The organism is Mesorhizobium sp. M7A.F.Ca.MR.148.00.0.0 (assembly GCF_003997735.1).
GTDB lineage: Bacteria > Pseudomonadota > Alphaproteobacteria > Rhizobiales > Rhizobiaceae > Mesorhizobium.
Window position 1 is genome coordinate 1 of record NZ_RZTB01000293.1, and the last position, 1,082, is coordinate 1,082.

At 56.2% G+C, this 1,082-nt stretch carries 2 protein-coding genes; both read left to right on the forward strand.

Annotated features, from left to right (window positions below):
- Nucleotides 1-249: 249 nt before the first annotated feature.
- Nucleotides 250-438, forward strand: a complete 189-nt coding sequence (locus EOB49_RS34030) for a type II toxin-antitoxin system HicA family toxin (RefSeq protein WP_127320559.1) — start codon at nucleotides 250-252, stop codon at nucleotides 436-438.
- Nucleotides 438-860 carry a type II toxin-antitoxin system HicB family antitoxin gene (locus EOB49_RS34035; RefSeq protein ID WP_127320560.1) on the forward strand — a complete coding sequence of 141 codons (423 nt, stop codon included), beginning with the start codon at nucleotides 438-440 and terminating at the stop codon, nucleotides 858-860. The genes EOB49_RS34030 and EOB49_RS34035 overlap by 1 nt, the downstream gene beginning before the upstream one ends.
- Nucleotides 861-1,082: the final 222 nt, after the last annotated feature.

Here is a 1,082-nt window from a genome sequence, read left to right on the forward strand (position 1 = left end):
CGCTGGCGCAACCCGATCTGGCGCCACAAGGACGGCTCCTTCGCCGAGTGGTGATGGAAGTGGCCGCGCAGTTCAGGCGCGCGCCTGGACACTAGCGGGAAACCTGGCCGCCGGAGACCGGCCGATCGAGCCACCGCTCAACACTCTATCGCTGCACACCAGTCTGCTGTCCGACGTCAAGCCGGGCCGCGCTGGCGGATATTCCACATTTCTGTTGACTTCAACATTTGTGTGGAATATGCTATATCTATGAACAGCAAAGAACTCAAAAAGTGGCTCGCATCTCAGGGATGCACATTCGAAACCAAGAAGGGCGGCTCTGGCCACCTGATAGTGCGGCGCGGCGAACACAAGTCGGAATTGCCTATGCATGGAGGCGGCAAGGAGCTTGGTACCGGGTTGATCAACGCCATCAAGAAGCAATTAGGATTGAAGTAATGGCCGGATATCGCATCCATGTGGAACCTGACGACAATGGGACCCTTCTCATTACCTGCCCACAACTTCCTATCGTTGTGACTTTTGCCGAGGAAGAATATGACGTTCGCCGGCATGCCGTGGATGCAATTGAAACCGCACTAGCGAGCATGATCGATGACGGTGAGGATATACCCCGTCCCGATGGGGTACCAGGTCCGGTAATGGACCTTCCTTCTCTTACCTGGCTGAAGCTCAACCTCTACTGGGCTTTGCAGGACGCCGGCATAACCAGGGCTGAGTTAGCTCGTCGATTGGATTGGAAAAGAGAGTCGGTGGACCGGCTATTCCGGCTCGACCACAGATCCAGACTTGAACAGTTGGAAGCCGCTTTTGCTGCCCTGCACCAGAGAGTGGAATTCAAGGTATCGCTTGCGGCGTGAGACGGCTGAACTGTGTTAGGTTTCGGCGGGCGGAAGCATCCTTGCCGAAACCGGGACGGACAGCAAAAATATGGTTGTAGACCGAAACCGCGTCTGCGGCGCTCCAAGCCATTCACAGCGACCCGGTCGACACCGGACATCGGGTTGGCTGGCTGTTAGATAAGAACTTGGTGGAGCCAATCGGGATCGAACCGACGACCTCTTGAATGCCATTCAAGCGCT

What these genes read in the sequence shown, in the direction of transcription:
- EOB49_RS34035 (WP_127320560.1), top strand. Translation starts at nt 438, where the DNA reads ATGGCCGGATATCGCATCCATGTGGAACCTGACGACAATGGGACCCTT.
- EOB49_RS34030 (WP_127320559.1), top strand. Translation starts at nt 250, where the DNA reads ATGAACAGCAAAGAACTCAAAAAGTGGCTCGCATCTCAGGGATGCACA.